Raw genomic sequence first — 24310 nt, forward strand, 5'->3', positions numbered from 1 at the left:
CAATTACATCACTCTATTATATCATAAATTAGAATAATGAGGAAAAAATGAATACCATACTTGTTGCAGGTTATAAGAGTTTTGATGTGGGAGTCTTTTCCAATAAAGACCCTCGACTGACCATTATCAAAAAAGCCATTGAAAGAGATCTTCGTCGTCTATTTGAAGAAGGAGTGAAATGGCTGGTCTTTTCTGGTAATTTGGGATTTGAGGCTTGGGTACTAGAGGTCGCCTTTGCATTAAAAAAAGATTACGATTTTCAAATGGCGACGATCTTCCTATTTGAGAATGTTGGTGAAAATTGGAATGAAAGCAATCAGGAATTATTAGCACGCTTCAAACAGGTGGATTTCGTGAAATATGCCTATCCCCACTATAGCAATCCGGGTCAACTAAAAGAATACAATCAGTTTTTGATAGATAACGCGGATGGAGCTTATGTTTTTTATGATCCAGAAAATGAAACCAATTTAAAATATCTTTACAAAATGATGGTAGAAAAAGAACCATTTTATGTCAAACAATTAAGTTTTGATGACTTAAATGAACTTGCTGAAAATTTTTACGAAAACTAAGTGTTATACCTTGATTTTTCTTACCATTTTTTTATATAATTGAGATGATGAACTAGATTGGAGAGAGTAATGGCGAGTATTATTTTTACTGCGAAAGATATTTTTGATCAAGATTTCAAACGAGAAGTTCGTGGTTATAATAAAGATGAAGTAAATGAATTTTTGGATGATGTCATAAAAGACTATGAAACCTATGCTGCTTTGGTGAAGGAATTGCGTGAAGAAAACGCCCGCCTTCGTGAAGATCTTGCCCAAAAAGCACAGGAAACACCACAAACATCTCCGATTGCTAGCACCGCTACGCAAGAATTTCCGCAAGTGACAACAGCGACGAACTTTGATATACTCAAACGTCTCAATCGTTTGGAAAAAGAAGTTTTTGGGAAACAGATCGTAGATCGCGATTAGTAATCCCATAGATTGTGCAATTTTTGGATAATCGCGTGAGAAAATACTCTCATGAGGAAAGTCCATGCTAGCACAGGCTGTGATGCCTGTAGTGTTTGTGCTAGGTGAATCCATAAGCCTAGGGACTTGGTATTCAAGTTACGGCGAGTGAAGGAGCTAAGTCTAAGGATAAGCTCTAGTAACTCTGAAAGTGCCACAGTGACGTAGTTTTTAGGGAAACCTAAAAAGTGGAACGCGGTAAACCCCTCAAGCTAGCAACCCAAACTTTGGTCGGGGCATGGAATGCGTGGAAACGAACATAGCATTCTGACTGGAAACAGTAGACAGATGATTATCGAAAGAAATGGTACCTAGTCATTTCTGGAACAAAACATGGCTTATAGAAAATTGCATATAGGTTGATGAGGTGGAGAGAGATCTCAACCTCCTTTTTTAAAGTGATAGGAATAAGATGAAAAAACAATTTGAATTGATTGCAACGGCCGCTGCTGGTATAGAGGCTGTTGTTGGTCGAGAACTACGCGATCTCGGCTACGATTGCCAGGTTGAAAATGGACGGGTTCGATTTCAAGGAGACCGTCGAGCAATCATAGAGACCAATCTCTGGTTGCGCGCGGCTGATCGAGTGAAAATTGTGGTTGGGACGTTTCCAGCCAAAACCTTTGAAGAACTCTTTCAAGGTGTCTTTGCTTTGGATTGGGAAAACTATTTGCCTTTAGGAGCACGTTTTCCTATTTCTAAGGCTAAATGTGTCAAATCAAAACTCCATAATGAACCTAGCGTTCAGGCCATTTCGAAAAAAGCAGTGGTTAAAAAGTTACAAAAACACTATGCCCGACCAGAAGGTGTTCCTCTCATGGAAAATGGGGCAGAGTTCAAGATCGAAGTATCGATCCTTAAAGACCAAGCCACTGTCTTGATTGACACCACTGGTAGTAGCCTCTTCAAACGTGGTTATCGGACTGAAAAAGGGGGAGCCCCTATTAAGGAAAATATGGCAGCGGCAATTCTTCTGCTGTCAAACTGGTATCCAGATAAGCCCTTGATTGACCCGACATGTGGTTCTGGAACGTTTTGTATTGAGGCAGCGATGATTGCGAGAAATATGGCACCTGGTTTACGTCGGACCTTTTCTTTTGAAGAATGGAACTGGATGGATGATCGCTTGATTCATGAAGTCCGTCAAGAAGCAAGCAGAAGAATCAATCGCGAGATCGAATTGGATATTATGGGAACTGATATCGATGCGCGGATGGTTGAGATTGCCAAAGAAAATGCCCAGAAAGCGGGCGTTAGCAGTGACATTACTTTTAAACAAATGCGAGTCCAGGATCTTCACTCAGATAAGATCAACGGGGTGATTATCTCCAATCCTCCATATGGAGAACGCTTATCTGATGATGAAGGTGTGACGAAATTGTATACTGAAATGGGGCACGTATTTGCACCTCTCAAAACCTGGAGTAAATTCATCCTAACCAGTGATGAAGGTTTTGAATCTAAATTCGGTAGTAAAGCAGATAAAAAACGAAAACTTTATAACGGAACCCTAAAAGTTGATCTCTACCAATATTTTGGGGAACGAGTAAAACGGCAGATAAAGGCATAGAAAGGATTTTTATGACAGAGAAGGATAATAAACCATTAGAGCAAGAAACAGAATCAATTTTAGAGTTTGAAGATGCTAAAGAGATGACGATTGGGCAAGCCAATCGAAAGGCAGAAGAAATCGAAGCAGGTGTAACGGAAGGTGATAATGTCTTAGACAAATACATCAAACAACACCGAGCAGAAATTGAAGCTGAAAAATACGATACAAAAATTTTGGCCAAAGAAGAGTTGGCTAAAGCTGAAGAGTTGGCAGCTTCAGAAACAGTTGCTGAAGTAGCTGAAGCAGTGGAGGCACCGGAAGTAACGGAAACGGTCTTGGAACAAAGACCTGAAATGGATGCTATCTCAACAGAATTACCTGCTAAGATTAAATTTGGACCCACACCAACTGAACCAGTTGTAGAAGCAGAGGACCTTCCTGAGGAAACACCAAGCAATGCGGGCAAACGAATCAAAGCGGTTCTATACTCTGCCTTAGGTCTTGCGATTGTCGGTTCGGCCATTTTTGTGACCTATAACTGGATGCACAGTCGTGGAAAATCTGGTGGTACAACTGTTGTATCGTCTTCATCTAGCAAGTCATCTTCTACTTCTAAATCAAGTAGCAGTGAAACACAGGCTCAAAAATTGGAAGAGTTTACCAAAGCCTACGATGCCTTTTTTGTAGATGAATCAAAAAGTGCTCTTAAAAATGATAAATTCGGAGACTTGGAAAATCTGAAGAAACTGCTGGACAAATTAGAAGGAAGCAGTGATTATAATGCGGCTAAAACAAAATATGAAGACCTTGTGAAGCAAGTTTCTGCCATTCAAAAAGTGAATTCTCAATTTAGTTCTCCAGTCATCAAAGATGGAGTTCTTGATGCAACTGCCAAAGCGAAAAGTGATGCGACCTTTGCAGAAACAAAGACAGGCAATGAAAAATTAGATAGCTTATTGAATGAGGCGGTTGCGCAAGGACGTTCACAACAAGTTGCGACACCGGCACCAGTGACAGGGACAGGTGGTACAGATACTTCTAATGCAACTCCAGCCCCAGCTCAAGCAGCAACGCCTACGGCCCCAGCTGTCAATGCTGCTACAGGTGGTGCAGGAACGGCAAACCCAGGCTATTCAGGGTACGGTCTTCCAAGCGATGGTGTCCCACTTCAACGGAACTTGAGCCGTGTGCCATATAACCAAGCAGCTATCAATGATGTCAATAACCCGGCTTGGGTGTTTGGTGATGGGATCCTTGAAAAAGTATTGAACATTGCTCGTAAACGTGGGCATATCACTGGCAATCAATACATTTTAGAGCGTGTCAATATCATTAACGGTAATGGCTATTACAACCTCTTCAAACCAGATGGAACCTATCTCTTTAGTATCAATGCCAAGACTGGTTATTTCGTAGGGAACGGAAAAGGTCATTCAGATGCTCTGGATTATTAATGCTTGATCAGACATCCCCCTTTTTGGGAAAAATGACAATAAAAAAAGAGAGTGGGACAGAAATCGGTCATTCGTTAGAATTCGATTTCGTTGTCCCACCTCCGCACAGTTGAGTAGGGCTGTAAAAGCTGATGAAATCAGCGTAGTAGAGCCCACTCAACCACTGCGTCTTGCTCGACAATCCAAAAATAATTGAGAGGCTAGGAATTTTGTCCCAGCCTCTTTTTCGTATTAAACAAGATGACGTTCAAAGGGATTATCTGAGATTCCTTGATCTAGAATCAGGCGACACCATTCTTTTGCTGAAAAGAGGCTGTGGTCCTTGTAATTTCCACAAGACTCAATAGTTGTACCTGGGACATCCTCCCAAGTGCTGACAGATGCAATTTCTTCTAAAGAATCTTTGATTACTTTAGCAATTTCCGTACTCGAATGTTGTCCCCACATGATCATATGAAAACCGGTGCGACATCCAAATGGGGAACAATCAATCATACCATCGATGCGTTTGCGAATGAGCATCGCAAGAAGATGCTCGATCGTGTGGAGCCCTGCTGTTGGAATCGCATTTTCATTGGGCTGCACCAAACGAATGTCAAAATTAGAGATGATGTCTCCTTTGGGTCCAGTTTCCTCACCAATCAAGCGTACATAGGGAGCCTTTACAGCTGTGTGGTCCAATTCAAAACTTTCAACAATTACTTCTTTTGTCATACTCAAATCCTTCTTTGTTTTTCTTGATTATAGCATAAAAAAGCAGATTCAACAAAGTGGAAATAAATGAATATCTCACAGATGTTCCATGAAAGAAAAGTCGATAAAAGAACAAGGGTTAAGCAAAAATATAAAAGGTTTTTCCTGTTTTTTTAGATTGTTAATTTTAGTAATTTATGGTAAAATGTAAAAGAATTTTTAATTCAACTAATTAAATAGATTTGGGGTAAAAGCATGAATTTTGTTATTACAGGTGTTTTTGCCGCGGTCATTGGTTTAGTCATTGGATATGTGGGAACTGCTCTTAAAATGAAAGCTTCAAAAGAAGCTGCGGAACTCACCCTTTTGAATGCTGAACAAGAAGCAACGAATTTACGTGGACAGGCTGAACGCGAAGCCGATTTGATTTTAAAAGAGGCGAAGCATGAGTCAAGTTCACTTAAAAAAGAAGCACTTTTGGAGGCAAAGGAAGAAGCCAGAAAATATCGTGAAGAGGTCGATGCTGAGTTTAAGTCAGAACGACAAGAATTGAAGCAATTAGAAAGCCGTTTGGCAGAACGTGCTAGCAATCTTGATCGTAAAGACGACATTTTAACAAGCAAAGAACAGTCTCTTGAACACAAAGAGCAAAGTCTTACAGATAGAACTAAACACATTGATACGCGTGAACAACAGCTGGAAGAGCTTGAACACAAGAAAGTAGAAGAACTGGAACGTGTCGCTGCTCTAAGTCAAGGAGAAGCGCGTGACATTATTTTGAATCAGACGGAAGAGCATCTTTCAAAAGAAATTGCATCGCGAATTCGTGATGCTGAGTTGGAAGTGAAGGAACGTTCTGATAAGATGGCTAAAGACATTCTTGTCCAAGCCATGCAACGGATGGCAGGTGATTTTGTTGCAGAGCAAACAAACTCAACCGTTCATTTGCCAGATGATAGCATGAAGGGCCGTATTATCGGTCGTGAAGGGCGCAATATTCGTACCTTTGAGAGCTTGACAGGTGTCGATGTGATTATCGATGATACGCCAGAGGTGGTGACCTTGTCAGGGTTTGATCCGATTCGTCGTGAAATTGCCCGTATGACAATGGAGAGCCTTCTCAAAGATGGTCGCATCCATCCAGCCCGCATCGAAGAGCTGGTTGAGAAGAACCGTCAGGAAATTGACAACCGGATTCGTGAATACGGTGAGGCAGCTGCCTATGAAATCGGTGCGCCAAACCTCCATCCAGATTTGATGAAAATCATGGGACGGTTGCAATTCCGTACATCTTATGGTCAAAACGTTTTGCGTCACTCCATTGAAGTTGCCAAACTTTCTGGTATTATTGCCAGTGAGTTGGGTGAAAATGCTACTTTGGCACGACGTGCAGGGTTCTTGCATGATATCGGTAAAGCGATTGACCGTGAAGTGGAAGGAAGTCACGTTGAAATTGGAACTGAATTGGCACGGAAGTACAAGGAACACCCAGTGGTTGTCAATACTATTGCCAGTCACCATGGAGATGTGGAACCTGAAAGTGTTATCGCAGTCATTGTCGCTGCAGCGGATGCCTTGAGTGCAGCTCGACCTGGAGCACGAAGTGAGTCACTTGAAAGTTACATCAAACGTTTGCAAGATCTTGAAGAAATTGCAAACAGCTTTGAAGGAGTTAAGACAAGTTTCGCCCTTCAAGCAGGACGTGAAATCCGTATTATGGTTAGCCCTGAGGCAATCAAGGATGATAAAGTGACGATCTTAGCTCATGATATTCGTGAGAAGATCGAGTCCAATCTTGAATATCCTGGAAACATTAAGGTTACCGTTATTCGAGAATTGCGTGCAGTCGATTACGCAAAATAAACGAAAAGCTTGAGATCTAGCATCTCAAGCTTTTTGAATGAAAAAAATCAGTTGAAAATTAGGCCGTTTTTTGTTACACTAGATAGAAAGACATTGAAGGAGAAATCATGGCGGATCGTGGCTTATTAATTGTATTTTCTGGCCCTTCAGGGGTTGGAAAAGGAACGGTCAGACGAGAAATTTTTGAAAACTCGGACAATCAGTTTCAGTATTCTGTATCGATGACGACGCGTGCACAACGTCCAGGTGAAGTGGATGGTGTCGATTATTTTTTCCGTACACGTGAAGAATTTGAAGATTTGATCCGTCAAGGGCAAATGTTAGAGTATGCTGAGTACGTTGGAAATTACTATGGGACTCCTTTAACCTATGTGAATGAAACCTTGGACAAGGGAATCGATGTATTCCTTGAAATTGAAGTTCAGGGGGCTCTTCAAGTAAAGAAAAAAGTGCCAGATGCAGTTTTTATCTTCTTAACCCCGCCTGATTTGGATGAATTACAAGATCGATTAGTGGGACGCGGAACAGATAGTGCAGAAGTCATTGCGCAACGGATTGAAAAAGCAAAAGAAGAAATCGCCATGATGCGTGAATATGACTACGCAATTGTGAACGATGAAGTTCCTCTTGCTGCTGAACGTGTCAAACGTGTGATCGAAGCAGAACATTTCCGTGTAGACCGTGTCATTGGCCATTATCTGGATATGTTACCAAAAGCACAAACTATTGTGAAGAGATAAATAATTAGAAATTAGGTATAGGAATATGATGTTAAAACCTTCTATTGATACATTGCTTGACAAAGTACCCTCAAAATACTCATTGGTCATTCTTGAGGCAAAACGGGCCCACGAATTGGAAAGTGGTGCAGTGCCAACTCAAGAATTCCAATCGGTCAAATCAACATTACAAGCGCTTGAAGAAATCGAGTCAGGAAACGTAGTTGTTCACCCGGATCCAGAAGCAAAACGTGAAGCGCTTCGTCGTCGGATTGAAGCAGAGCGAATCCGCAAAGAAGAAGAAGAGCGCAAAATTAAGGAACAAATTGCCAAAGAAAAAGAAGATGGTGAAAAAATTTAAGGTTGGGGGCTTCTCAATCTTATTTTTTGCTATTTAAAGGGTTCCGTGATAAAGTAAGGCTCATATGATAGAGGCTGGAGGTGAAAAAGTGATAGCAAAAGTCATCGTAGATGTTCCATTGATGCAGACGGATAAACCCTATTCCTATCAGATTCCATCAGAATTTGAAGATATGGTTGAGGCGGGAATGCGAGTTCATGTCCCCTTTGGTAAAGGGAATCGCCTCATTCAAGGGATTGTGGTAGACGTTGTAGAAGAGGCAGATACAAGCGAGGAATTGAAGGCGATTGGAGAGGTATTAGACTACACTCCTGTCTTAAACCAAGAGCAGTTCTGGTTGGCAGATCAATTACGAAAAAGTGTTTTTTCTTATAAGATCACGATTTTAAAAACCATGCTTCCTTCTCTCCTCAATTCGAGTTATGATAAGATTTTGTATCCTCAACCTTCTTTAGATCCAACTCTCAAAGTGAAACTTTTTGGTGAAAAAAATGAAGTTTCTTTTTCTTCTCTAGATGCGGCCGATCAAGCCCAAGTGATGCGGTTGGTCAGAAAAGGAGATTTGGTACTTGAATACAAGGCCAAGGATAGGAAACAAATTAAAACAGAAAAATGGTATCGCGTTAACCAGGAAGGATTAAAAGAACTTCAACCATCAGGAAGAGCTAAAAAAAGGCTAGCATTGAAAGAGCGCCTGTTACTAGAGCAAGGGGAGCAACCCTTAGCAGGATTGTATCAGGATTTTTCACGAGAAGTGGTAGCTTATTTTATCGAACAGGGTGTTTTAGAAATTACAGAACGAGAAGTGAATCGGGCGGCTGCATATTATGAAGGCAAAGAACAGACCCAGGCTCTGCTTTTAAATTCAGAGCAAGCAAAAGCTGTCGAAACAGTAGTTTCTCAAATTGGGAAAACATCAAAACCTTTTTTACTAGAAGGTGTGACTGGAAGTGGGAAAACAGAAGTTTATCTGCAGATTATTCAAGAAGTTCTAAATAAGGGGAAAACGGCTATTATGTTGGTTCCTGAGATTTCCCTGACGCCACAGATGACGGATCGTTTTATCTCGCGTTTTGGCCAGGAAGTAGCTATTCTGCACTCGGGCTTATCAAATGGTGAGAAGTATGATCAATGGCGAAAAGTTGAACGTGGGGAGGCCAAGGTAGTCGTTGGAGCGCGCTCAGCCATCTTTGCCCCTTTAAAAAACATCGGAGCCATCATCATTGATGAGGAGCATGAGGCTTCCTACAAACAAGATAGTAATCCACGCTACCACGCAAGGGAAGTCGCAGTCCTAAGGGCTCAGTACAATCAAGCAGTCTTGCTTCTTGGATCTGCTACACCAAGTTTAGAATCGAGGGCTCGTGCAACAAAAGGGGTTTATGAATTAATTCGTCTCACCCAACGGGCCAATCCGGCAGCCAAAATTCCAGAAGTTAAAGTCGTTGATTTCCGTGATTATATTGGCCAAAATGAAGCTGGTAACTTCACTCCGGTTCTAGTGGAAGCTATTGCTGATCGCTTGCAGAAAAAAGAGCAGGTCGTCTTGATGTTGAACCGCCGTGGTTATTCCAGCTTTGTCATGTGTCGCGAGTGTGGAACTGTGGATACTTGTCCCAATTGTGATATCTCACTGACCCTCCACATGGATACTAAAACCATGAACTGTCATTATTGTGGCTATAGCAAAGCGATTCCTCGACACTGTCCAAATTGCCAAAGTCCTTCCATTCGTTATTACGGGACAGGAACACAAAAAGCCTATGATGAATTACAAGAGATCTTTCCTGAGGCTAAAATTTTGCGTATGGATGTGGATACTACCCGAAAAAAAGGGAGCCACGCAGCAATATTAGATGCTTTCGGGAATGGAGAAGCGGATATTTTATTAGGGACGCAAATGATTGCGAAGGGCTTGGATTTTCCAAATGTGACGTTAGTGGGTGTCTTGAATGCGGATACTTCTTTAAATTTACCGGATTATCGATCCTCAGAGCGAACCTTTCAACTCTTGACTCAGGTGGCAGGAAGGGCCGGACGAGCAGAGAAAGAAGGAGAGGTTATCATTCAGAGCTACAACCCCAATCATTATGCGATTCGATTTGCCAAAGACCAAGATTATGAAGGCTTTTTTGCCTATGAAATGCAAATTCGCCGGCAGTTAGGCTATACGCCTTATTACTTCACAGTTGGGTTAACCCTATCCCATAAGAGTGAGGAAATTGTGATGGAGAAGTCACATCAGGTTATGGAAATCCTCCGTTCTGGCTTATCCGATCAGGTCCAAATCTTAGGACCAACTCCTAAACCAATTGCACGCACACATAATTTGTATCATTATCAAATCATTGTGAAATATCGTTTTGAAGAAGGCATGACTCAGGTCTTGAATCAAATCTTAGAATTTACACAAGAAAGAGGCAACCAAGATCTCCGTGTCAGTATTGATAATGAACCTCAAAGTTTTATGTAAGGAAGAAAGAAATGACAAAATTAATTTTTATGGGAACGCCTGATTTTTCAGCGACGGTTTTAAAGGGATTGTTAGCAGATTCGCGCTATGAAATTTTGGCAGTTGTGACGCAACCGGACCGCAAAGTAGGTCGCAAAAAAGAGATTCGAATGACCCCAGTGAAGCAGGTAGCTTTGGAACATCAACTACCGGTTCTTCAGCCGGAGAAATTATCGGGTAGTCCAGAAATGGAAACTCTCTTATCCCTAGATGCAGATGGAATTGTGACCGCTGCTTTTGGACAATTTTTACCGACAAAATTGTTGGAGAACTTCCAATTTGCGGTGAATATCCACGCGTCTTTATTGCCTAAATATAGAGGTGGAGCTCCCATTCACTATGCCCTGATCAATGGTGATGAAGAAGCTGGAGTTACAATTATGGAAATGGTCAAGGAAATGGATGCCGGAGACATGATTGCAGCTCGTTCTCTCCCAATTTTAGATGAGGACAATGTGGGAACTTTGTTTGAAAAATTGGCTGTTCTTGGACGTGACTTACTCCTAGATACTTTGCCAGCTTACCTGGCAGGGGAGATCAAGCCAAGTCCACAAGATCCAAGTTTGGTCACATTTTCACCGAATATTTTACCGGAAGAAGAGGTTTTGGACTGGACCAAAACCAATCGCCAAGTCTTTAACCAGATCCGGGGGATGAATCCTTGGCCAGTCGCTCATACGTTATTAAATGGTCAGCGCTTTAAAGTTTATGAAGCAGAGCTATGCGAAGGAAATGGAAATCCAGGAGAAGTGATTGCTTTGACTAAAAAAGAGTTGGTGGTCGCTGCAGGAGAAGGAGCGCTGTCCCTCAAAGTTGTGCAGCCGGCAGGAAAACCCAAAATGTCCATCACAGACTTTTTGAATGGCGCTGGCCGTCAATTGAAAGTAGGAGATCACTTTGGAAGTTAAACAAATGAATGCGCGTGAACAGATCGTTCGAGTATTAGAAGAGGTTTTTGAACAGGGGGCTTATTCTAATATTGCCCTAAATCAAGCGCTAGAACACTCTCAACTTTCAGATAAAGATAGAAGCTTTGTCACGGAAGTTGTATACGGTACTGTAGCACGGAAGATAACGCTCGAGTGGTATCTCGCCCACGTGATTGAAGACCGGACGAAATTGGATCCTTGGCTCTATTATCTTTTGATGATGAGCTTGTATCAACTTGTCTATTTAGACCGCATTCCTGATCATGCCATCGTCAATGAAGCTGTCCGGATAGCAAAACGTCGAAAAGAAGGCAGTGAGAAGTTTGTCAATGCTATTCTTAGAAAGCTCCTCCGCGAGGGACTACCAGCTATTGATACGATCAAGCGAAAGAATAAACGTTATTCGGTAGAGTATTCCCTACCTGTATGGTTGGTCAAAGCATTGATCGAAGAATACGGTGAGGAACGTGCTTGCGCTATTTTTAAGAGTCTCTATCAGCGTAATAAATCCAGTATTCGTGTGATTGATCTAGACGAAAAAGAAGAGTTGGCTCAGCTACTCGAAGCAACCTCCTCTCTACTTGCTCCGTCCGCTCTCGTGAAAGAACAGGGACATTTTGCAGCGCATTCCTTGTTCAAAGAAGGGCGCATTACTATTCAAGACGAGTCCAGTCAATTGGTGGCACCGGCTTTGGATTTGCAAGGAGATGAGTGGGTTTTAGATGCCTGTGCGGCGCCAGGTGGAAAGACGACTCACCTGGCTTCTTATCTCACAACTGGGAAAGTCACAGCCTTGGATCTCTATGACCATAAGCTCAAATTGATTCAAGAAAATGCTAATCGGCTCCATGTTGCGGACAAAATTTTGACAAAGAAGTTAGATGCGACAAAAGTCTTTGAAACATTTGGACCTGATGCTTTCGATAAAATTTTGGTGGATGCGCCTTGTTCAGGGATTGGTTTGATACGGAGAAAGCCTGATATCAAGTACAATAAAGAGAGTGCAGATTTTGTATCTTTACAAGCTATTCAATTGGACATTCTGGATAGTGTTTGTCAAAGTGTGCGTAAAGGTGGTATAATAGTGTACAGTACGTGTACAATTATGGGTAAAGAGAATTTTGAAGTGGTGGACCAATTTTTGAAAAACCATCCAAATTTCGAACAAGTCCCATTGGATCACGAAAGAAAAGATATTCTTAAAAATGATTGTATCCTTATTACACCCGAATTATATGGAAGCGACGGCTTCTTTATCAGTCGTTTTAAGAGAATCTCATAATATCAGGAGGAAACTGACAGTATGGATATTACGATCTTAACCGATGTAGGTCAAAGACGGACAAATAACCAAGACTATGCAAATCAATATAAAAACAAGGCAGGAAAATCTATGGTTTTACTTGCTGATGGTATGGGAGGACACCGTGCCGGAAATATTGCTAGTGAAATGGCAGTCACAGACTTAGGTGCGGCTTGGGTTTCTTCTGAGATCGAGACGGTTAATCAAGTACGGGAATGGTTTGCAGAACATTTAGAAGCTGTGAACCGTCGGATCCATTTAGCTGGGCAAGATGATGAGCACAAAGGAATGGGAACGACATTGGAAGCCTTGGCTTTTGTAGAAGGGCAAGTGATTTATGCCCATGTTGGAGATTCGCGGATTGGCCTCATTCGTCAGGGCGAATATCAGCAGTTGACCAGTGATCATTCTCTTGTAAATGCTCTTTTGCGAGCAGGTCAAATCACAGAGGAAGAAGCAGCCCATCATCCTCAACGTAACATCATCACTCAGTCCATTGGCCAAAAAGATGAGTTGGAGCCGGATTATGGTTTGGTGACGGTTGAAGCAGATGATTATATTTTGATCAATAGTGACGGTTTAACTAATATGATTGGTCCGGATGAAATCAGAGATATTGTCTTGAGTGATGTTTCACTGGAAGAAAAAGCTCAAACCTTGATTCGTTTTGCCAATAATGCTGGAGGCTTGGATAATATCACTGTTGTACTGCTCCACTTTACTGAGGAGGACGCAGCATGATTCAAATCGGCAAAATTTTTGCCGGGCGATATAAAATCATCCAACAAATTGGACGCGGCGGGATGGCAGATGTTTATCTTGCGCGTGATTTGATTTTAGATGGGGAAGAAGTTGCAGTCAAGGTACTGCGTACGAATTACCAGACGGATCCCATTGCAGTTGCGCGTTTTCAGCGTGAAGCAAAGGCGATGGCAGAGCTGGACCATCCAAATATCGTTCGGATTACAGATATTGGCGAAGAAGAAGGACAACAATACCTTGCAATGGAATATGTTGCAGGTTTAGACTTGAAACGCTATATCAAAGAAAATGCTCCTTTATCAAATGAAGAAGCTGTTCGTTTGATGGGGCAGATCCTTCTAGCTATGCGTCTTGCCCATACGCGTGGCATTATCCATAGAGATTTAAAACCACAGAATGTCCTCTTGACACCAGATGGAACAGCAAAAGTTTCAGACTTTGGGATTGCAGTGGCCTTTGCAGAGACTAGCTTGACCCAGACCAACTCGATGTTGGGGTCGGTTCATTATTTGTCCCCTGAGCAGGCGCGTGGTTCAAAAGCTACAGTGCAAAGTGACATCTACGCTATGGGGATCATTTTCTATGAGATGTTGACAGGACACATTCCTTATGATGGAGATAGTGCAGTCACAATTGCTTTGCAGCATTTTCAAAAGCCACTCCCATCTATTCGTGAAGAAAATAAGAATGTTCCACAAGCTTTAGAAAATGTGGTGATCAAAGCGACAGCTAAAAAACTGACGGATCGCTATAAATCAGTGGCAGAGATGTATGTGGACCTTTCAAGTTGCTTGTCCTACGAGAGAAGAAATGAGAAAAAACTGATTTTTGAAGACCAAGCGAAAGCTGATACAAAGACTCTTCCAAAAGTGAGTCCAACTCCAAAGACGGCTCCTGTTCCAATCTCTGAGGTACGCAGTGAAATCAGTTCGGTAGATCCTAATCGACCATTATCTGACCAGCAGACCATGGCACCAAGTAAAAAGCCAAGAAGACGCTTGCGGGCGCGCTACAAGGTCTTGTTTGTTGCTATTGCCCTAGTTCTTGCTGCCTTTACTTTCTTGTTGTATATGAGCCCAGCCAATAAAACCGTTCCAGATGTTTCCGGCAAAACCATTGCCGAAGCTAGAGCGGTTATTGAGGGACAAGACCTTCAAGTCGGTGAAGAGAAAGAAGAGTACAGTGATTCGGTTGCAGAAGGCTATGTCATTCGAACCAATCCAAATGCAGGGGCCCAAAAGAAAGAACAAAGTCGAATTGATTTGATTGTTTCAAAAGGACCAAACAGCTTTGAAATGCCAAATTACGTGGGTGAAACACGGGCAAAAGCAGAAGAAGATTTGAAAAATACTTATAAAGTATCAAGCAAAATGATCACGATTGAAGAAGTTGAGACCTTCGATTATGCTGCAGGGACAGTTCTTGAACAAACTCCAGCTCCAGGAGAGCAATATTCTCTGAATTCAAAAACTAAGATTGTTTTGAAAGTAGCGAAAGAAACGACTTCAATTGAAATGCCAAACTATGTTGGATCAACTTATGATTTTGCTAGAAGTAATTTGATTGAGATCTATGGTATTAAAGAAGCCAATATCGAATTAAGAAAAACAGAACATCTCCCTGATGGGGTATCTGTTTCTGCAGGTCAAATTGTCAGTCAAACTCCAGAAGTTTCGAGTACGGTGGATATTAACCGAACACGAATTGTTTTGACTGTATATGAGCCTAAAGTGACAGCTTCTTCAAGTACGAAAGCCTCATCAAGTTCTGATACATCTAGTTCATCCTCTGGTGAACGATCAGATACAGAAAGTTCAAGCAGTAGTGCAACTAGTGGAGATTAATAAATCAGTCTAAGACTCAGATGGATTTCTGGGTCTTTTTGATTGTCTGCTATTATCCAACCACAGACGGAAGTCAAATGAGGAAAAATTTGATAAAATAGGAAAAGATGAGGTAGACTATGTGGAAAATACAAATTTTTATTTTCGTTGAAGCCGTTTTGTTAACATTAGCAGCGATCACCATTTTATCAATCGATTTTTCCAGATTTGTTGTCTTGATGGTTCTCTTTTTGCTCCTTTTGTATTACTATTTTGGCAAACAAAAAGCGAATTTTCTATTAATCGCGCTGAGTGTGCTATTGTTTTTTATCGTGATGCTGAATCCTTTTGTGATTGCAGCCATTTTATTTGCGGTGGTTTATGGTTTATTGATTGCCTACCCTTATATGTATAAGGAAAATGAAGCCGTTGTGTTTGATGTTGAAGAGGATACGAAAATTCGTCAGGAAAAAACTCGATGGATTGGTGATTTACAACATTTTTCAAAGCAAAGTCGAGGGTATCGAGATCTGAATGTGATCCGAGTTTTTGGGAATGACACCCTCCATTTAGAGGAGGTAGCCATTTGCAATTGGGACAATGTAGTGATCATTCGGAAAGGGTTTGGAAATACAAAAATTATCTTACCGATTGATTTGGAATTGCATTTACAAATTAACACCCTGTATGGAGATCTGAAGTTTTTGGATCTTCCTGTCCGTAAAATGAGGAATGAAACCATAGACATTGAAACGGCACATTATCGGAGATCGCACCGTTCTATAAAAATTGTGTTAGTTGGTATTGTTGGGGATGTTGAGGTGATTCGCGCATGAAGAAATTAGACTATCTCCTATTGTATTTCTATTCCCTAATGGTGGTTGCGGTCATTTGTCATACCATTTTCCATTTTGTTGGTTTTCAGTGGGGCAAACTTCTTTCAGATCTTTCCTTGCTTCAGTCATTCCTATTTTTGGTTTTTAGTCTGACGCTTGCATTGACGGCTTTGGTTGTCTTAATTATTAAAATCACGCAATTTGTAACGGTTCATGCAGTACAACAAAAGGTAGAAGCGATCCTGACTGCTTCACAGCGAAAAGAAATTGCCCCCAAAGAATTGAATCAACAGTTAGATTTATTGGACAGCAAATTGCTTCGACTAGAAGAAAATTTACAAAAAAGTGAAAATCGTGTGATGCGAAATGAGGAAGAAATTGTGGAAATCGAGCGTAAGAGAATTGCGCGTGATCTACATGACACGGTTAGTCAAGAATTGTTTGCAGCCAATATGATTTTATCTGGAGTGGCAGCCCAGGCCCTTGAGTTAGAGAAAAGTCAGATCCAGCAGCAACTTAATGGTGTATCAGATATTCTGGGTACAGCCCAAAATGATTTACGCGTCTTGCTCCTACATCTTCGTCCTACAGAATTGGAAGGAAAAAGTTTGGTAGAAGGGATGGAGATGATTTTTAGAGAATTGAAGGAAAAGAGTGACCTAACAGTTGTCTTCCATCATAATGACGTGAGCATTCCAAAAGAAATGGAAGAACATCTATTTCGAATCGTCCAAGAAATTGTCAGCAATACCTTGAAACACGCTAGAGCTCAACAAATGGATGTCTTTTTGCATCAGGAAGGAAAACAACTTCATTTACGGATGGTAGATGATGGAATCGGCTTTGAGCAGGAAAAATTGGAACGATTGAGTTATGGGTTGAAAAATATTCAAGAACGTGTAGAAGACATGGCGGGAACCATTAAAATAAGAACAAGTCCTCAAAAGGGAGTGGCTGTAGATATTCGCGTTCCCCTCCTTGTAAAAGATAAAAATGAAAAGGAAACTGTATGAAAGTATTATTAGTAGATGATCATGAAATGGTCCGATTGGGATTGAAAAGCTTTTTGTCCATGCAAACCGATATTGAGCAAGTCTTAGAGGCACAAAATGGGCATGAAGGGGTGGAGTTGGCGCTGAAAGAAAGACCAGACGTCATCATCATGGATATTGTGATGCCAGAGCTAAATGGAATCGATGCGACTCTAGCCATCCTAAAAGAGTGGCCGGAAGCTAAAATTGTCATTTTGACGTCTTATTTAGATAACGAAAAGATTTACCCTGTCTTAGATGCCGGTGCAAAAGGGTATATTTTAAAGACCTCGTCAGCAACTGAGATCTTACAGGCTGTCAGAAAGGTTGCAAAGGGAGAATTTGCAATTGAGACAGAAGTTAGTCAAAAAGTTGAGTCACGAAAGAACCATGCTGAATTGCATGATGATTTGACAGCTAGAGAACGAGATATTCTGGCTTTATTGACGAAAGGATATGAAAATCAACGAATAGCAGATGAACTCTTCATTTCTTTAAAAACAGTGAAGACCCATGTCTCCAACATCTTATCGAAATTAGAAGTCAGTGATCGGACGCAAGCAGTCGTCTATGCCTTTCGACACCATCTGGTGAATCAAGAAGATTTTTAAAAGGAAACATGCTATAATAGAGCGTGATCATAAGGGGGAGACAAGTGGACGCAAAATTACGTTATAAAGCCAAAAAAGTTAAAATCGTCTTTTTTGATATTGATGATACATTACGTGCAAAAGAAACAGGATTGATCCCAGAATCTGTCAAAGACGTCTTTCATCAGTTGAAAGAAAAAGGAATCCGAACAGGGATTGCAACCGGCAGAGGGATTTTTGGGGTTGTTCCTGAAATCATGGACTTAAAGCCTGATTTTCTAGTAACCTTAAACGGTGCCTATATAGAAGATACAAAAGGAACTGTGATCTACCAATCACCAATCAATGAAGCAATCGTTTCTTCTTTTGTAGATTGGGCCAAAGAATCCGAGATTGATTATGGGTTAGTGGCTAGTCATCAAGCTGCCCTGTCTAATCGGACACCCTTGATCAGTGATGCTATTGACATCATTTATCCTAACTTACCCGTAGATCCAGATCTGCATTTGAAAGAACCTATTTTCCAAATGTGGACCTTTGATGAACAGGATAGTGAGCTAGAGTTGCCCCCTTCTTTGCAAGAGGACTTGCGCCTAGTTTCGTGGCATCCCCATTCGTCAGATGTTGTTCGTTTTGAAGCTTCAAAAGCTTCAGGAGTTTCTCATCTTGTAAATCATTTGGGCTTGAAGCCAGAGAATGTTTTAGTATTTGGGGATGGATTAAATGATCTAGAACTGTTTGATTATGCTGGAATTAGTATCGCAATGGGAAAATCTGCCCCAGAGTTACAAGAAAAAGCTGATTATATCACTAAGAATTTAGAAGAAGATGGCATATTCTATGCCTTAGAGGAGTTAAATATGGTTGAAAAAGAATTGACATTACCACAGTTAGAACTTGCTACGGTTGACGGTCCTGTCGCTGTGATCAAAACCAATCACGGTGAGATGAACATTCAATTGTTCCCGGATCAAGCGCCAAAAACAGTTGCAAACTTTGTAGCTCTTGCTAAATCCGGCTATTATGATGGTGTCATTTTCCACCGGATTATTAAAGATTTTATGATCCAAGGGGGAGATCCAACAGGCACAGGTATGGGTGGTGAATCCATCTATGGGGAGAGCTTCGAAGACGAGTTTTCAAAAGAATTGTACAATATTCGCGGAGCCCTTTCAATGGCAAATGCTGGACCAAACACAAATGGCAGCCAATTCTTTATTGTACAAAATCAACATCTTCCATATTCGAAAAAGGAATTGGTCCGCGGTGGCTGGCCTGAAAAAATTGCAGAAATCTATACGACAGAAGGGGGAACTCCTCACCTAGATCAACGTCATACAGTATTTGGACAATTGATGGATGAAGCTTCTTTTGCTGTGTTGGATGAGATCGCGGCTGTTGAGACAGGGATGATGGATAAGCCAGTAGAAGATGTCGTGATTGAAACCATCGAAATTGAGGACTAATATGAAAATTGGAGATAAGTTAGAAGGAACCATCACAGGAATTCAACCTTACGGCGCTTTTGTCGAACTGGAGTCGGGTGTGACGGGCTTGATTCATATCTCAGAGATTAGAAGTGGTTATGTAAGTAATATTCAGGATATTCTGTCGATTGGGGAGAAGGTCTTTGTTCAAGTCATCGATGTTGATGAATATTCTAAGAAAGCTAGCCTCTCTCTGAGAACACTAGAAGAAACACCACAACGAAGTATTCGACACCATCGTTTTTCAAATGACCGCCACAAGAGTGGTTTTGCGCCCTTAGCTCAACAGATGCCGACCTGGGTCAAAGAAGGAAAGGTATTCTTTAGCAAACAAGAAAAAAAATAAAAACTTCGATAGGTTGATGAAACCTACCGAAGTTTTTTTAATATAGAGAATTATTCAAATTCGTAAAGGGTAGTAGAAAGGTAACGTTCTCCATTATCTGGTGCAAGAGCAAGAACTTTTTTACCGCTACCCAATTCTTTTGCGACTTCAATAGCAGCATAGATAGCAGCTGCGCTTGAGATTCCGACTAAGAATCCTTCAGCTCCACCGATAGCGCGTGCAAGTTCGAAAGCTTCTTCTGAAGATACGCGACGAACACCATCATATGCATTAGTGTCTAAAGTATTTGGGATAAAGCCTGCTGAAATCCCTTGGATTTTATGTGGTCCAGGTTTTTCACCAGAAAGGACTGCAGATTCATTGGCCTCAACGGCATAGACTTTGACAGCAGGATTATTCTTTTTCAAAGTATGAGAAATACCAGAAACAGTACCACCAGTACCAACACCTGCGACAAAAGCATCTAAACCATCTTTTCCAAAGGCATCAACGATTTCTTGTCCTGTTGTTCTTTCATGTACCTCTGGGTTAGCAGGGTTTTCAAATTGAAGAGGAAGGAAGCCATTTCTTTCTGCAGCGATTGCTTCAGCTTTAGCGATAGCGCCTTTCATTCCTTCACTTCCAGGAGTCAAAACGAGTTCAGCTCCATAGGCTTGAATGATTTTACGACGTTCCACACTCATGGTTTCAGGCATGACAATCACAACTTTGTAGCCTTTAGCTGCGCCAACCCATGACAAGCCAATCCCTGTGTTCCCACTAGTTGCTTCGACAATGGTATCACCTGGTTTGATCAAGCCATCCGCTTCAGCTTTTTCAATCATGCTCAAAGCAATCCGGTCTTTAACAGATGATCCAGGATTGAAAGCTTCGAGTTTGACATAGACGTCTGCAGCTCCTTCAGGAACAAGACGGTTCAATTTGACAATCGGAGTGTTCCCAATTAATTCTGTAATATTTTCATAAATAGCCATAATATACCTCAGTTCTAGGTTTTCTTGATACTAACAAGTATAGTCCCTTGCGGGAAGAATGTAAAATATAGAAATTTTATGGGTGTGATAAAAAAAAACTATCGTTGCCGATAGCTTCTTTGGTTATTTTTCTACAGAAAGTAGGGGTACTTCAACCTCACGAATTCCTTGATCCTCAATAATGACTTTGCCATTGTAAAATTCGACTAAAGCTGCTGTGATAGAGTTTGTGTTTTCTTTATCCACAAAAATAGTTGTCATCACCTGATCTGTGAACATCGGATCTTGTTCCGCCAATTGATGGTCTTTTAAGAAATTAGCAAATTCTTGGTATTGGGAGTAAGAAAGTGTGATCCCAAGAATCACTTGCTCTTTGATTTCTACCAGTCCAATTTCTCGAACTGCTTGTGCCACACTTCCAGCATAAGCACGAATCAGACCGCCAGCGCCTAATTTAATACCTCCGAAATAGCGGGTAACCACGACACAACTATTAGTGATGCGATGATTCTCCAAAACTCCTAACATCGGTACCCCAGCGGTTCCACTAGGCTCTCCATCGTCACTGGTCCGTTTGATGTCACTTTGTTCCCCAATGATGAAAGCAGAGCAGTTATGTGTAGCCTTATAGTGTTCCTTTTTGATGGCATTGATAAAATCTCTAGCTTCCTCTTCAGAGGAGACTCGCTTTACATGACAAATGAATTTTGATTTTTTGATTTCTTCTTGAACAGTGCCGTTCTCTTTAAATGTAACATATTCCATATTCTTATTTTACAAAAAAAGAATGATTTTCTCCAACTTTTGCGAATTAATAAGTATGAAGATAGAAGAATCTTATGGAAGACTCTTAACGGAGAGTCAAATGACAAATGATTTAAAAGAAATTGCCCAAGAACTTCCCGCTATAGAAAAACAGAATGGAAGGTACCAATGCTTTCGATGTGGCAGTTTGATTGATCAAAAGCTTTGGAAGTTGAGTGAGGAGGTACTGTATTGTAGAGCCTGTATCCAATTGGGAAGGATCCGGAGTGATCAAAAACTTTATGCTATTGCACAGCAAGAATTTGAAGGACAAGAGGTGCTAAACTGGAAAGGAACCTTGACTTCCTATCAACAAGAGGTATCTGAAGGGCTTATCCAAGCAGTTAAAGCAGGAAAACATGCCTTGGTACATGCTGTGACAGGCGCTGGGAAAACGGAAATGATGTACCAGGTTGTAGCAACAGCGATCAAGGCAGGAAAAGCAGTCTGTATTGCTACTCCAAGAATCGATGTCTGTATAGAATTGTACGGAAGAATGAAGGAAGATTTTTCCTGCCCCATCTCTTTGCTTCATGGAGAATCAGAGCCCTATTTTAGAACGCCTTTAGTGATCGCTACAACCCACCAATTGCTAAAGTTTTATCAGGCCTTTGATCTCCTTATTATAGATGAGGTAGATGCTTTTCCCTATGTGGATAATCCAATCTTATATAAAGCAGCTCAGAATGCAATAAAAAAAGAGGGGAATACCCTATATTTGACAGCAACCTCTACAGATGAGCTAGATAAAAAGGTTAAGAAAAAAGAAATCATTCGTTATAGTCTTCCAAGAAGATTTCATGGGAACCCACTAGTGGTCCCTGAAATAAAATGGGTGCCGAAAATGAGAGAAAAAATAGAAAAAGGAAGAATCCCTTACGAACTATTGCAACTGATCAAGAAACAAAGACAGACTCACTACCCATTGTTAATCTTTGTATCTGAAATAGAATTAGGACAACAATTCACTGAGAACTTAAAAAAATACTTTCCCAAAGAAACAGTAGGTTTTGTATCCTCACAGACAACAGACCGCCTACGAATGGTAGAAGAGTTTAGAAACAAAGCCATAACCATGCTAGTCTCGACAACAATTTTAGAAAGAGGAGTGACTTTTCCATTTGTAGATGTCTTTGTTTTAGAAAGTAATCACAAATTATTTACTAAAAGTGCCCTCGTACAAATTTCAGGAAGGGTCGGTCGAAGTAAAGAAAGACCAACAGGTAAACTACTTTTTCTATCAGATGGTATAACACGAGAAATGAAGAAAGCGATCAAAGAAATAAAGGAAATGAATCAGGAGGCTGGATTTTGAAAGAATGTCTGCTTTGTACTAAAGAGTTGAAAACTGGTGAACATTTTACAGACCTTATTTTTATGAAACAACAAGAAGAATGGATTTGTAAAGAATGCAAAGAAGACTTCGAACAAATTGGCGAAATCCATTGTCCTAGATGTTATAAAGATAAGGAGGAGAAAGTATGTAAAGATTGCGAATACTGGATACAAAAGGGGAATATAGTAGAACATGAAGCATTATATAAATATAATGCAGCAATGAAGGACTATTTCAAGCGATATAAATTTGAAGGCGATCGTTTATTAGGAATGGTATTTGCATGTGATATCAAAAAAGCCTTGAAAAAGTATAAAAGCTATACGATAATACCGACTCCAATCAGCCACGAAAAAAAGAAGGAGAGAGGATTCAATCAAGTCTCGACTATACTAGATTTTGCAGAGATAAAATACAACAGTCTATTCCAAAAAGAAGACACTTTAGCTCAATCAAAAAAAACAAGAGAAGAAAGATTAAAAACCTCTCAACACTTTCAATTAAAAGGAGAAGTTTCAAAAAAGCAGAAATATCTTATATTCGATGATATCTACACAACGGGCAAAACAATCGAATTAATGAAGCGCCTACTAATTGAAAAAGGTGTGAAAGAAATAAAGACATTTTCAATCGCAAGGTAAAAAAAGATTTGCAAAAAGTTTATGAAAGCGTTATAATATACATATAAATAAAAACATAATGTTTAGAAAGTAGGTACTAATATGATTAAATATAGTATCCGTGGTGAAAACCTAGAAGTAACAGAAGCCATTCGCGACTATGTCGTTTCTAAACTCGAAAAGATTGAAAAATATTTTCAGGCAGATCAAGAGCTAGACGCTCGAGTAAACTTAAAAGTTTACCGTGAAAAGACCGCAAAAGTAGAAGTAACCATTCCGCTTGGATCTATCACACTGCGCGCAGAAGATGTCTCTCAAGATATGTACGGTTCAATTGATCTAGTTGTAGATAAAATTGAACGTCAAATTCGTAAGAATAAAACAAAAATCGAAAAGAAAAATCGTATTAAATCTGGTGCAGGTAAATTGTTTACCGATGCAGTTGTAGAAGAAGCAGCAACCACAGAAAAAGTTGTTCGCTCAAAAACAATTGATCTAGAACCAATGGATTTAGATGAAGCGATCCTTCAAATGGATCTATTAGCACACGATTTCTTCATTTATCGTGATGCAGAGGATAACACAACAAATGTGATCTACCGTAGAGAAGATGGAGACATCGGTCTATTGGAAGTAAAAGAATAGAGATCAAAAAAAGAGATTGAAAACATCAAATAAATTATAGAAGAATCAGGAGCATCTGTGCTCCTGATTTTTTATATAACTTAAAAACTTTCAAAAAAATAAAATTTTTTGGAAAAAAGTGTTGACAGTAAGGGTAGGTCATGATATACTAATATAGTTGTCGCGCGAGAGCGACAAAGACCTTTGAAAACTGAACAAGACGAACCAATGTGCAGGGCGCTATAACTAAGGTTATAGTAACTGAACAATGAAAAAACAATAAATCTGTCAGTGACAGAATGAGTTTAAGACAAACAATTATTTTAATGAGAGTTTGATCCTGGCTCAGGATGAACGCTGGCGGCGTGCCTAATACATGCAAGTAGAACGCTGAAGCTTGGTGCTTGCACCGAGCGGATGAGTTGCGAACGGGTGAGTAACGCGTAGGTAACCTGCCTCTTAGCGGGGGATAACTATTGGAAACGATAGCTAATACCGCATAAAAGTCGATATCGCATGATATTGATTTGAAAGGTGCAATTGCATCACTAAGAGATGGACCTGCGTTGTATTAGCTAGTTGGTGAGGTAACGGCTCACCAAGGCGACGATACATAGCCGACCTGAGAGGGTGATCGGCCACACTGGGACTGAGACACGGCCCAGACTC

At 40.6% G+C, this 24310-nt stretch carries 23 protein-coding genes, 1 rRNA gene and 1 other RNA gene; 22 read left to right on the forward strand and 3 right to left on the reverse strand.

Going from position 1 to position 24310, the window contains the following annotated elements:
* Positions 1-47: 47 nt before the first annotated feature.
* The 5 genes from TZ97_RS09915 to TZ97_RS09930 all read left to right on the forward strand — a co-directional run bounded on the left by TZ97_RS09915 (position 48) and on the right by TZ97_RS09930 (position 4028).
* A complete protein-coding gene (locus tag TZ97_RS09915; protein WP_023920293.1) occupies positions 48-575 on the forward strand; it encodes an SLOG family protein in 528 nt (175 codons plus the stop codon).
* Between the two features lie 69 nt (positions 576-644).
* Positions 645-983, forward strand: a complete 339-nt coding sequence (gpsB, locus tag TZ97_RS09920) for a cell division regulator GpsB (protein WP_045760266.1) — start codon at positions 645-647, stop codon at positions 981-983.
* 19 nt (positions 984-1002) lie between these two features.
* Positions 1003-1368: RNase P RNA component class B (gene rnpB, locus TZ97_RS10385), an RNA gene on the forward strand.
* A gap of 66 nt (positions 1369-1434) precedes the next feature.
* The gene (locus tag TZ97_RS09925) at positions 1435-2592 is read left to right on the forward strand and encodes a THUMP domain-containing class I SAM-dependent RNA methyltransferase (RefSeq protein WP_045760267.1); all 1158 of its coding nucleotides are present in this window, start codon (positions 1435-1437) and stop codon (positions 2590-2592) included.
* An 11-nt stretch (positions 2593-2603) separates the two neighbouring features.
* On the forward strand, positions 2604-4028 hold the full coding sequence (locus tag TZ97_RS09930; protein WP_045760268.1) for a cell division site-positioning protein MapZ family protein: 1425 nt from the start codon (positions 2604-2606) through the stop codon (positions 4026-4028).
* Between the two features lie 231 nt (positions 4029-4259).
* Here the strand turns inward: TZ97_RS09930 and TZ97_RS09935 are convergent, their stop codons facing one another.
* Positions 4260-4742, reverse strand: a complete 483-nt coding sequence (locus tag TZ97_RS09935; RefSeq protein WP_045760269.1) for an S-ribosylhomocysteine lyase — start codon at positions 4740-4742, stop codon at positions 4260-4262.
* A 234-nt stretch (positions 4743-4976) separates the two neighbouring features.
* Here TZ97_RS09935 and TZ97_RS09940 point away from each other — a divergent pair, with 234 nt between their 5' ends.
* The 13 genes from TZ97_RS09940 (at position 4977) to TZ97_RS10000 (ending at position 19283) form a co-directional block, all read left to right on the forward strand.
* Complete coding sequence (locus tag TZ97_RS09940; protein WP_045760270.1) at positions 4977-6584, forward strand: ribonuclease Y; 1608 nt, start codon at positions 4977-4979, stop codon at positions 6582-6584.
* Between the two features lie 107 nt (positions 6585-6691).
* Complete coding sequence (gene gmk, locus TZ97_RS09945) at positions 6692-7324, forward strand: guanylate kinase (protein ID WP_045760271.1); 633 nt, start codon at positions 6692-6694, stop codon at positions 7322-7324.
* Positions 7325-7349: 25 nt separating this feature from the next.
* Positions 7350-7664, forward strand: coding sequence for a DNA-directed RNA polymerase subunit omega (gene rpoZ / locus TZ97_RS09950; RefSeq protein ID WP_003010339.1), 315 nt, complete (start codon positions 7350-7352; stop codon positions 7662-7664).
* A gap of 64 nt (positions 7665-7728) precedes the next feature.
* Positions 7729-10137, forward strand: coding sequence for a primosomal protein N' (locus TZ97_RS09955; protein WP_045760272.1), 2409 nt, complete (start codon positions 7729-7731; stop codon positions 10135-10137).
* Between the two features lie 11 nt (positions 10138-10148).
* Positions 10149-11084, forward strand: coding sequence for a methionyl-tRNA formyltransferase (gene fmt, locus TZ97_RS09960; protein WP_045760273.1), 936 nt, complete (start codon positions 10149-10151; stop codon positions 11082-11084).
* Positions 11074-12387, forward strand: a complete 1314-nt coding sequence (gene rsmB / locus TZ97_RS09965) for a 16S rRNA (cytosine(967)-C(5))-methyltransferase RsmB (RefSeq protein WP_042759762.1) — start codon at positions 11074-11076, stop codon at positions 12385-12387. The genes fmt and rsmB overlap by 11 nt, the downstream gene beginning before the upstream one ends.
* A 21-nt stretch (positions 12388-12408) precedes the next feature.
* Positions 12409-13149: a Stp1/IreP family PP2C-type Ser/Thr phosphatase gene (locus TZ97_RS09970; RefSeq protein WP_021154558.1), complete on the forward strand. Its 741-nt coding sequence runs from the start codon at positions 12409-12411 to the stop codon at positions 13147-13149.
* Entirely contained in the window at positions 13146-15014 is a 1869-nt protein-coding gene (gene pknB / locus TZ97_RS09975; RefSeq protein WP_045760274.1) for a Stk1 family PASTA domain-containing Ser/Thr kinase, read from the forward strand. Before TZ97_RS09970 ends, pknB begins: the two co-directional genes overlap by 4 nt.
* A 119-nt stretch (positions 15015-15133) precedes the next feature.
* Complete coding sequence (gene liaF, locus TZ97_RS09980; RefSeq protein WP_003003865.1) at positions 15134-15829, forward strand: cell wall-active antibiotics response protein LiaF; 696 nt, start codon at positions 15134-15136, stop codon at positions 15827-15829.
* Positions 15826-16842 carry an envelope stress sensor histidine kinase LiaS gene (locus tag TZ97_RS09985; protein WP_045760275.1) on the forward strand — a complete coding sequence of 339 codons (1017 nt, stop codon included), beginning with the start codon at positions 15826-15828 and terminating at the stop codon, positions 16840-16842. The genes liaF and TZ97_RS09985 overlap by 4 nt, the downstream gene beginning before the upstream one ends.
* Entirely contained in the window at positions 16839-17471 is a 633-nt protein-coding gene (locus TZ97_RS09990) for a response regulator transcription factor (protein ID WP_045760276.1), read from the forward strand. The genes TZ97_RS09985 and TZ97_RS09990 overlap by 4 nt, the downstream gene beginning before the upstream one ends.
* Before the next feature lie 44 nt (positions 17472-17515).
* Positions 17516-18916, forward strand: a complete 1401-nt coding sequence (locus TZ97_RS09995; RefSeq protein WP_045760277.1) for a bifunctional Cof-type HAD-IIB family hydrolase/peptidylprolyl isomerase — start codon at positions 17516-17518, stop codon at positions 18914-18916.
* Position 18917: 1 nt separating this feature from the next.
* The gene (locus TZ97_RS10000) at positions 18918-19283 is read left to right on the forward strand and encodes a S1 RNA-binding domain-containing protein (RefSeq protein WP_003012561.1); all 366 of its coding nucleotides are present in this window, start codon (positions 18918-18920) and stop codon (positions 19281-19283) included.
* A gap of 50 nt (positions 19284-19333) precedes the next feature.
* On the opposite strand, the gene cysK is transcribed toward TZ97_RS10000, so the two are convergent.
* Both cysK and TZ97_RS10010 read right to left on the reverse strand, forming a co-directional pair.
* On the reverse strand, positions 19334-20257 hold the full coding sequence (gene cysK, locus TZ97_RS10005; RefSeq protein WP_003004014.1) for a cysteine synthase A: 924 nt from the start codon (positions 20255-20257) through the stop codon (positions 19334-19336).
* Between the two features lie 123 nt (positions 20258-20380).
* On the reverse strand, positions 20381-21022 hold the full coding sequence (locus TZ97_RS10010; RefSeq protein WP_045760278.1) for a YigZ family protein: 642 nt from the start codon (positions 21020-21022) through the stop codon (positions 20381-20383).
* A 55-nt stretch (positions 21023-21077) separates the two neighbouring features.
* Here TZ97_RS10010 and TZ97_RS10015 point away from each other — a divergent pair, with 55 nt between their 5' ends.
* From TZ97_RS10015 to TZ97_RS10030, 4 genes are all read left to right on the forward strand, one after another.
* Entirely contained in the window at positions 21078-22376 is a 1299-nt protein-coding gene (locus tag TZ97_RS10015; RefSeq protein ID WP_045760279.1) for a DEAD/DEAH box helicase, read from the forward strand.
* Positions 22373-23038, forward strand: a complete 666-nt coding sequence (locus TZ97_RS10020; RefSeq protein WP_045760280.1) for a ComF family protein — start codon at positions 22373-22375, stop codon at positions 23036-23038. The genes TZ97_RS10015 and TZ97_RS10020 overlap by 4 nt, the downstream gene beginning before the upstream one ends.
* 81 nt (positions 23039-23119) lie before the next feature.
* Positions 23120-23662 carry a ribosome hibernation-promoting factor, HPF/YfiA family gene (gene hpf / locus TZ97_RS10025; RefSeq protein WP_003010301.1) on the forward strand — a complete coding sequence of 181 codons (543 nt, stop codon included), beginning with the start codon at positions 23120-23122 and terminating at the stop codon, positions 23660-23662.
* A 301-nt stretch (positions 23663-23963) separates the two neighbouring features.
* Positions 23964-24310: ribosomal RNA gene (locus TZ97_RS10030) — 16S ribosomal RNA — on the forward strand; the annotation flags it as partial.

This window comes from Streptococcus parasanguinis, from assembly GCF_000963275.1.
Classification (GTDB): Bacteria; Bacillota; Bacilli; order Lactobacillales; family Streptococcaceae; genus Streptococcus; species Streptococcus parasanguinis_B.

What these genes read in the sequence shown, in the direction of transcription:
- TZ97_RS09970 (WP_021154558.1), top strand. Translation starts at nt 12,409, where the DNA reads ATGGATATTACGATCTTAACCGATGTAGGTCAAAGACGGACAAATAAC.
- TZ97_RS09955 (WP_045760272.1), top strand. Translation starts at nt 7,729, where the DNA reads ATGATAGAGGCTGGAGGTGAAAAAGTGATAGCAAAAGTCATCGTAGAT.
- TZ97_RS10010 (WP_045760278.1), bottom strand. Translation starts at nt 21,022, where the DNA reads ATGGAATATGTTACATTTAAAGAGAACGGCACTGTTCAAGAAGAAATC.
- TZ97_RS10000 (WP_003012561.1), top strand. Translation starts at nt 18,918, where the DNA reads ATGAAAATTGGAGATAAGTTAGAAGGAACCATCACAGGAATTCAACCT.
- TZ97_RS09940 (WP_045760270.1), top strand. Translation starts at nt 4,977, where the DNA reads ATGAATTTTGTTATTACAGGTGTTTTTGCCGCGGTCATTGGTTTAGTC.
- TZ97_RS10015 (WP_045760279.1), top strand. Translation starts at nt 21,078, where the DNA reads ATGAAGATAGAAGAATCTTATGGAAGACTCTTAACGGAGAGTCAAATG.
- fmt (WP_045760273.1), top strand. Translation starts at nt 10,149, where the DNA reads ATGACAAAATTAATTTTTATGGGAACGCCTGATTTTTCAGCGACGGTT.
- TZ97_RS09935 (WP_045760269.1), bottom strand. Translation starts at nt 4,742, where the DNA reads ATGACAAAAGAAGTAATTGTTGAAAGTTTTGAATTGGACCACACAGCT.
- cysK (WP_003004014.1), bottom strand. Translation starts at nt 20,257, where the DNA reads ATGGCTATTTATGAAAATATTACAGAATTAATTGGGAACACTCCGATT.
- hpf (WP_003010301.1), top strand. Translation starts at nt 23,120, where the DNA reads ATGATTAAATATAGTATCCGTGGTGAAAACCTAGAAGTAACAGAAGCC.
- TZ97_RS09990 (WP_045760276.1), top strand. Translation starts at nt 16,839, where the DNA reads ATGAAAGTATTATTAGTAGATGATCATGAAATGGTCCGATTGGGATTG.
- TZ97_RS09925 (WP_045760267.1), top strand. Translation starts at nt 1,435, where the DNA reads ATGAAAAAACAATTTGAATTGATTGCAACGGCCGCTGCTGGTATAGAG.
- TZ97_RS09930 (WP_045760268.1), top strand. Translation starts at nt 2,604, where the DNA reads ATGACAGAGAAGGATAATAAACCATTAGAGCAAGAAACAGAATCAATT.
- TZ97_RS09915 (WP_023920293.1), top strand. Translation starts at nt 48, where the DNA reads ATGAATACCATACTTGTTGCAGGTTATAAGAGTTTTGATGTGGGAGTC.
- liaF (WP_003003865.1), top strand. Translation starts at nt 15,134, where the DNA reads ATGTGGAAAATACAAATTTTTATTTTCGTTGAAGCCGTTTTGTTAACA.
- TZ97_RS09985 (WP_045760275.1), top strand. Translation starts at nt 15,826, where the DNA reads ATGAAGAAATTAGACTATCTCCTATTGTATTTCTATTCCCTAATGGTG.
- gpsB (WP_045760266.1), top strand. Translation starts at nt 645, where the DNA reads ATGGCGAGTATTATTTTTACTGCGAAAGATATTTTTGATCAAGATTTC.
- gmk (WP_045760271.1), top strand. Translation starts at nt 6,692, where the DNA reads ATGGCGGATCGTGGCTTATTAATTGTATTTTCTGGCCCTTCAGGGGTT.
- pknB (WP_045760274.1), top strand. Translation starts at nt 13,146, where the DNA reads ATGATTCAAATCGGCAAAATTTTTGCCGGGCGATATAAAATCATCCAA.
- rpoZ (WP_003010339.1), top strand. Translation starts at nt 7,350, where the DNA reads ATGATGTTAAAACCTTCTATTGATACATTGCTTGACAAAGTACCCTCA.